This window comes from Cryobacterium breve (assembly GCF_004402375.1).
Classification (GTDB): Bacteria; Actinomycetota; Actinomycetes; order Actinomycetales; family Microbacteriaceae; genus Cryobacterium; species Cryobacterium breve.
This window is the reverse complement of sequence record NZ_SOGJ01000002.1, coordinates 1-6,207: the sequence shown is the minus strand read 5'-3', so window position 1 is coordinate 6,207 and position 6,207 is coordinate 1. Positions and strand designations below refer to the sequence as shown.

At 62.3% G+C, this 6,207-nt stretch carries 7 protein-coding genes; 4 read left to right on the top strand and 3 right to left on the bottom strand.

Annotated elements, in window-relative coordinates; translation table 11 throughout:
- Positions 1–341 precede the first annotated feature (341 nt).
- The 3 genes from E3O65_RS00040 to E3O65_RS00030 are packed head-to-tail and all read right to left on the bottom strand — an operon-like array spanning position 342 to position 2,916.
- The gene (locus tag E3O65_RS00040; RefSeq protein ID WP_241985779.1) at positions 342–1,349 is read right to left on the bottom strand and encodes a hypothetical protein; all 1,008 of its coding nucleotides are present in this window, start codon (positions 1,347–1,349) and stop codon (positions 342–344) included.
- Complete coding sequence (locus E3O65_RS00035; RefSeq protein ID WP_134361712.1) at positions 1,346–2,275, bottom strand: NAD-dependent epimerase/dehydratase family protein; 930 nt, start codon at positions 2,273–2,275, stop codon at positions 1,346–1,348. The genes E3O65_RS00040 and E3O65_RS00035 overlap by 4 nt, the downstream gene beginning before the upstream one ends.
- Positions 2,272–2,916, bottom strand: a complete 645-nt coding sequence (locus tag E3O65_RS00030) for a MerR family transcriptional regulator (protein WP_134361711.1) — start codon at positions 2,914–2,916, stop codon at positions 2,272–2,274. Before E3O65_RS00030 ends, E3O65_RS00035 begins: the two co-directional genes overlap by 4 nt.
- 161 nt (positions 2,917–3,077) lie before the next feature.
- On the opposite strand from E3O65_RS00030, the gene E3O65_RS00025 reads away from it, so the two are divergent.
- Genes E3O65_RS00025 through E3O65_RS17350 form a run of 4 tightly spaced genes read left to right on the top strand, consistent with a single transcriptional unit; the run spans position 3,078 to position 6,007 of the window.
- On the top strand, positions 3,078–3,644 hold the full coding sequence (locus tag E3O65_RS00025; RefSeq protein ID WP_134361710.1) for a recombinase family protein: 567 nt from the start codon (positions 3,078–3,080) through the stop codon (positions 3,642–3,644).
- A gap of 34 nt (positions 3,645–3,678) precedes the next feature.
- A complete protein-coding gene (locus tag E3O65_RS00020) occupies positions 3,679–5,115 on the top strand; it encodes a Mu transposase C-terminal domain-containing protein (protein ID WP_241985778.1) in 1,437 nt (478 codons plus the stop codon).
- Positions 5,102–5,362, top strand: coding sequence for an ATP-binding protein (locus E3O65_RS17020; RefSeq protein WP_241985777.1), 261 nt, complete (start codon positions 5,102–5,104; stop codon positions 5,360–5,362). The genes E3O65_RS00020 and E3O65_RS17020 overlap by 14 nt, the downstream gene beginning before the upstream one ends.
- A gap of 15 nt (positions 5,363–5,377) precedes the next feature.
- On the top strand, positions 5,378–6,007 hold the full coding sequence (locus E3O65_RS17350) for an AAA family ATPase (protein WP_277870442.1): 630 nt from the start codon (positions 5,378–5,380) through the stop codon (positions 6,005–6,007).
- The last annotated feature ends 200 nt before the right edge of the window (positions 6,008–6,207 follow it).

Sequence of the window (6,207 nt, the reverse complement as noted above, 5' to 3'; positions counted from 1 at the left end):
GGAGCTCAACCGTCGGCCCCGCAAACGCCATGGCTACCGAACGCCCGCAGAAGTCCTCGCCACGCTAATCTCGAACCCAACAAATCAAACCGGTGTTGCAGACACCACTTGAATCCGCCCTCAATTCAAGCAGAAGGTTATGCGACGTTGTTATGAGACTCGCCGGGCCGCGAGATTCCGCCGAATTTGACGTGTGAACTGCAACGCTAAGTGGCCGCGTTTCAACATCGTTTTCTGGCACGATCCTTCCGGTACAGGCGGCGTGATCCGCTCAACCGAGTCCGTCGGTCGGCAACACGTGGCCGGTCGGCGTGGTTGAGAACCTGGCGATGATTGATGAACTAGAAAGACCTCTCTGTGGCGGTGAACGCGGTTGAAGTTCGATGAACGCGCGATCGGATGAGGATCGCGATCGCGGTCATTGCGAGCAGGATAAGGATTGCCCATCCGACGATGAGGAAGACTCCGGATGGGTGCGTAGCTGGTTCTCCGGCAGCGGCTTGGAGGGTGAGGAGGACGAGCGCTGCAAGGTAGGCGATGCTTGCAGCGATGGTCAGACGAAGTTGCACCGTATCTGGCCGAAGGAGCGGAATCCGCCGCCCGGCTGTGCGCAATGCGATGGCGAGTAAGGGTAGAAGTTGCAGTGCGTGCATGCCGATAAAGTGCGCAACGCGGTAATCGCCAGCTGTGGTGCTCCAGCCCAGGAGAGGAAGACCGGGGCCGCCATCTGCGATTCCCACTGTGTGCGCCCCGATGATGCCTGTCGGGGTAGTGAGCTGGGTTGAGGTCGGCGCGGTCATCAGAAACGCAACACCGATGCCGACGAGGGCGAGAGTGACCCCGGCCCGAACAGCGAAGGTCAGCGATGGGGTCGGGAGCCGGATGAAAAACACGGCAATGGAAGTGATCAACGTGCTGAGGTACATGATCGTGATCGCGACTGCCATCGTCGCCCAGACAGCGGCGTGAAGGGGGCTGGAGACGTTGAAGTGGCTTGTGGTGCCAGAGGCAGCGGCCCAGATGATCGCAATTTGTTCGATGGTCAGCGTGATGGCGATGACTGTTCCTAGGGGATGTGTGATTCGTCTCCATTTTGGGAGGTGTGCGATGAGCCATGCCCAGGTTGTGACGTAAAGCAGGATCGACAGGGAAAACTTCAACGGTTTCAGCCAGGCGGGGGCGCCGAGGATTTGCTGTGGGTCGAGGAGAACCCCTCCGATGCTGATCATCGCGCAGACAAGCATCAGGGCCGCGACGGCCATGAGGGGACGGTGCCAGTTGAAGCTGCGCCGGACGATATCCAACACTGTGCTGCGATCCGCAAGCGTCGTTGCGTGCTGGGTGCTCACGAGGAGACCCTCTCGGCTGCCAGCGTCGTGGTGATGCCGTCGGCGATGGGAGTTGGTGAGATGCCGAAAGCGGTTTCGAAGGCGCGGGAGTCAAAAATGTAGGGTGCGGCGTATTGGTAACTCATCTCTAGGGTTTCGCGTGCTGCAGTGTTGAAGAGAGCACCGATTCGCATGGTTGTTCGAGACATCACGTTGATTCGTGAGTCGGGTGCCCCGGCGAGTTGGAGGTATTCGCGTCCGGTGAGCGCCGGAGCCGTCGGGAGGTGCCAGATGTTTCCGCTGCCGGCCGGGTGGGTGCCGAGGATCGCGAGGGACTCGCCGATATCGGGTGTGTAGGTGACCGAGTGCGGCTGGTCCGCGTTGAAAAGCCAGGTGCCGGTTTTCCCGGCCGCGATCCTGACGAGGGCGAAGGTGTTGAACACGCTGGTTGCAGCCCCGGGCCCGTAAAAATCAGCGCTGCGCGCGACGGTGAAGGAAAGTCCGCGCTCCGCTTCGGCCGCGTCAAGGGCTGTGAGTGCGGCCGCTCGGATGCGGCCTTTCTTGCTGATAGCGCTGATGGGGCTCTGTTCCGTCATTGGACCGTCGACGAGGCCATACGCGTAGACGTTGTCGAAGTAGATGAGGTGCGTATTGTGGGCGATCGCGGCGTCGATGGTGTTGCGAAGAATAATCGGCCACTGCTGCGCCCAAATGCTGGCGGAGTAGGGAAGGCCGACGGTGAAGTAGGCGACGTCTGCGCCCGTGAGCGCGCGTGAGGCGTCAGCCGCCGTCAGAAGGTTCGCGGCAAGGGACGAGACGCCATCGATGGTGGAGGGTCGGCGGCCGACTGAGGTGGTGTTCTCGGCGCGGCGGAGAAGGGCTCGAACGGTTTCTCGCCCGATAATCCCGTTGCCGCCGAGGACGACGTGGTGGCTGTTGGTGGTCATGACTGGTCTCGATTCGGGTTGGTTGGAAAGAGGTAGTGGGTACCGTCTTCATGGGCGAGGCGACGTAGTCCGGCAAACAGCGGATCGCCGAGGACGGTTCCGACGACCATGAGCTCGGCTATCTGATCCGGGTCCGACAGGGCGGTCAGGGCGTGGAGGTCAGCGGCCGCCGCGGCCGCCGCGGCCGCCGCATACGCGACCAAATACTCATCGGGCGCGTTGAAGTCGATCGCACTCAACCCGTCCAGGGCTCGCGCAGCACTATCGATTCCGGGATTGTCGTCGGTGAACTTCCAATCCTGTGAGTGCGCAAGGCGCATCACCCGCTCCCGCGACTCGGCGCTGGGAACAGACTCGGTGATCCGCGGCGTGCTCATCGCATGCGCCGCGACGCTGAACGTTTCAGCAAGCGGTGCCCCCTCCACATCAAGAGCTCGGATGACGTCCTTCGTCGCGGCGATCGACAATCCACCCGTTTCCAGCAACGCACGAATAAGTCGGACACGCTTGACATGCAGTCCCTCATACTCGACCTGATTCGGGGCAGACCGTACCCCCTCAGGCAGGAGACCCTCACGTTGGTAATACTTCACCGCAGATAGAGGAACCATGGCTCGCTGGGACAATTCAGATATTCGCACTATCGGAGTGTATCACTATCTGTAAATACTTTACAATTCTGTCCGTGAACGACCGTCCACGAGACAGATGCGGCAGTCAATTCAAGAATCCGCGTGTCGTGTTCCACGGCCCGTGTCCGAGACCTATGTACTGTCAGGCACGTCAGAGGTACAGTTCTGTTATGGCATCTGTCGGCTACGCCCGAGTCTCCACCCGAGAGCAGAATCTCGACGCGCAAACCGACGCTCTCGAGGCGGCTGCCTGCGAGAAGGTGTTCGTCGAGCATGCCTCCGGAGTCCTCGCGAAACGGCCGGCCCTAGATGATGCCCTCGACTATCTCCGCGACGGCGACACCCTTGTCGTGACGAAACTTGACCGACTTGGCCGATCCGTCCGAAACCTGAAAGAGGTGGCCGACGGACTCGAGCGACGCGGCGTTGGCCTGAAAGCACTCTCTCAAGGGATCGATACGACCACCCCGGGTGGGCGGCTGTTCTTCCACATGCTCGCCGCGATCGCGGAGTTCGAGCACGACCTCATCGTCGAACGGACTAAAGATGGCCTGGCCGCCGCGCGCGCACGTGGCCGAAAGGGAGGGGGTCGTTCGAAGATGACGGCGACGAAGGCGCGGCAGGCACGGACGATGTACGACGAGAAGACGTATACGGTGCAGCAGATTGCCGAGACCTTCGGGGTCTCCCGCGGGACCATTTATCGTCACCTTGGCGAAGACATCAGCCCTGCATAGGTCGTGACCCTCGATGGCGCAGAGAACAGCCGAGATGAAACTCGCACTTCTGCGTCAACACGACGGCGGCGTTCCCTGGGCCCGGATCGCTGCCGAGTCCGGAGTGCCGGTCCGCACTCTCACCCGTTGGTCGACCAGGTATCGGGCTGATCCGAGCTCGCGCGCTCTGGAACGTCCCCGCCGAGGCGACCGAGGTACACGGAGGATTGCCCCCGAGCTGGTGGAGGTCGTGGAAGCTCTCGCCTTGCGTCGGCCGGAGCCGACGGCGGCGTTCATCCATCGCCGTGTCGGTGACATCGCCCACGACCGGGGACTTGCGGCGCCGAGCTACACCACCGTCCGAACGATCATGGCCGGACTTGACCCGGGCCTTCGCACCCTCGCCCAGCACGGGGATGCCGCCTACAGGGACCGGTTCGAGTTGGTGTTCCGCCGAAACGCGAGCCGCCCGAATGAGCAGTGGCAGGTCGACCACACTCTCCTCGATGTCGCCGTGCTCGACACGAGCGGAGTGCCTGTCCGGCCCTGGCTGACGATCGTCCTCGACGACTACTCGCGAGCCATCGCGGGCTACATGGTTTTCACCGGCGCCCCAACCGCCGAGCAAACGGCGCTGGCGTTGCATCAAGCCGTCAATCGGAAACTCAACCCTGCCTGGCCGATCTCGGGATTGCCCGACATTCTCTACAGCGATCACGGCTCCGACTTCACCTCCGCACGCCTGGAACGCGTCTGCCTGGACACCCACATCCAGCTCATCCACTCCCGAGTCGGCATTCCCCAGGGCCGCGGGAAGATCGAACGGTTCTACGGCACCGTCACCACCGAGCTCCTTCCGCACCTGCCCGGGCATATCCCGCACGGAACCAACGGCACCTCTATTACCCCTGCCACCCTGACCCTCCGGCAGTTCGACGAGATCCTCGAACGATTCATCGTCGACGACTACAACCATCGTCCGCACTCTGAAACCCGCGAAGCGCCCGCGAGGCGATGGGGGGCGACAAGGTTCATCCCGCGGAGCCCCGCACACCCCGAGGACCTTGATCTGCTCCTCCTTACTGCGGCGGCAACAAGGAAAGTCCAACGCGATGGCATCCAGTTCGCCTCCACCCGTTACGTCTCACCTGTCCTCGCTGCGTACGTTGGGGAACAGGTCACCGTCCGCTTCAACCCACGCGAGGTCGGTGAGATACGCGTCTACTTCGACGACACTTTCCTCTGTCGAGCCATCGCCCCCGAGCTGGCCTCAGAGTCCGTCTCACTCCAGGAGCTGCAAGCCGTTCGCGCCACGCGGCGGCGCGAGCTGAAACAGCAGCTCCGGCAACGCCAGAGCCTTGCCGACGCTCTCCCCGGCGACACCCGATACGCGCCCGCCGACACCGACGCCGACACAGCCGCCGAACCCGACCCGGTCCTGCCACCACCACCCGCCCCCCAGAAAGGATTGCGTCTGTATGCCACCGACTGACCCCGGCCGCAGCCTCCTCGGCAAGAACGACGACGGCCGAAGATTCCTCCTCGAACGATCCGGCGAGGTCAACACCACCCCCGTCCCCAAGACTGGAATGGCAGCGTTCCAAACAACACGTGAACACCGCAGGTTCACCGAGTTCGCGGACACCGTTCGCGCCCACCGCTACATCGGCCTCTGCTGGGGGCCACCCGGCGTGGGAAAAACCTTGTCGGCCCGGCACTCCGCCGGCACCGACGACTAAGAGCAATGGCAAACCATCTTTGAAGACGACTTCGGCCCAGTACCTCCGCGGGTTCTCGAAGCACACACTGCCTTCTTCACCCCCAGCGTCGCCGCGACGATCCGAGAAATCGACCGCGGCCTGCCCACCGCCTGCCAACGAGTCTCGTTCGCCATCGATTACCACGAGCACGGCCTCGTCGACCCTTACGTCTATACCCAGTCCCGCTCCAGTGGGCGCACCGAACTGCTCATAATCGACGAAGCCGACCGCCTGAAAACAACAGGCCTCGAGCAAGTTCGCGACTACTTCGACCGACACAACATGGGCGTCATCCTGATCGGCATGCCCGGCATCGAGAAACGCTTCGCCCGCTACCCGCAGCTCTACAGCCGCATCGGATTCGCACACGAATACAAACCACTCACCCCCGACGAACTCACCGCCGTGCTCAGCAATCGCCTCCCGGCAGGAAATGTGGCAGATGATGGCGGCATCGGCCACACCACCGCCATCGCCACAATTGTCCGTATGACCGGTGGGAACTTCCGCCTCGTCGACCGCCTCGTCACGCAGATCGAACGAATCCAGAAGCTCAACAAGCTCGACGGGCTCACCCCGGAAGTTGTCGACGCCGCCCGCCAAGCTCTACTCATCGGCCACTAAGCGGCGCCGGAATCGGGCCACTTATCTCTGCGGCTCACAAATTTGACGAGGTGCAGGTCACAGCCGTGACACGTCTTATTTCCCTAGGGCGAATTCAAACGGTGGAAGCAACAGGGACTATTTCCTTCCTCGAGACTAGCTCGCTGAGCAGGTCGGCTGGGGTGCTTCGTTTGAGGGTTTTGCGTGGCCGCTCGTTGAGT

Bases quoted from the DNA above. Each gene is read 5' to 3' on its own strand.
- E3O65_RS00035 (WP_134361712.1), bottom strand. From the start codon at position 2,275: ATGACCACCAACAGCCACCACGTCGTCCTCGGCGGCAACGGGATTATC.
- E3O65_RS00025 (WP_134361710.1), top strand. From the start codon at position 3,078: ATGGCATCTGTCGGCTACGCCCGAGTCTCCACCCGAGAGCAGAATCTC.
- E3O65_RS00020 (WP_241985778.1), top strand. From the start codon at position 3,679: ATGAAACTCGCACTTCTGCGTCAACACGACGGCGGCGTTCCCTGGGCC.
- E3O65_RS17020 (WP_241985777.1), top strand. From the start codon at position 5,102: ATGCCACCGACTGACCCCGGCCGCAGCCTCCTCGGCAAGAACGACGAC.